Source organism: Micrococcus sp. GbtcB5 (genome assembly GCF_019091605.1).
GTDB classification, from domain to species: domain Bacteria; phylum Actinomycetota; class Actinomycetes; order Actinomycetales; family Micrococcaceae; genus Micrococcus; species Micrococcus luteus.
The window spans coordinates 1-228 of the sequence record NZ_JAGXJK010000644.1; the positions used below are offsets into that span (position 1 = coordinate 1).

The window sequence follows — 228 nt, forward strand, 5'->3', positions numbered from 1 at the left end:
GAGGGGGCCGCCCTGCTGGACGGCCAGGTCCTGAAGCGCGCCCGGGCCCACGGCAAGCACTTCTTCGCCGACGTCTCCGGCGGCCACGTGCCCCACGTCCACCTGGGCATGTACGGGGCGTGGACCTTCGGCGGGGATCAGGACTTCGCGGCCGCGTCCTCGACCGGCGCACCCCGCCGGATCGGCGAGCGGGAGGTCCACGACGACGGCGCCCCGGCCGCCGAGCCC

1 protein-coding gene is annotated in these 228 nt (G+C 76.8%); it reads left to right on the forward strand.

The window, feature by feature from the left end; genetic code table 11:
- The coding region (locus KVS67_RS13810; protein WP_305799851.1) for a DNA-formamidopyrimidine glycosylase family protein at positions 1-228 on the forward strand (228 nt) is incomplete at both ends.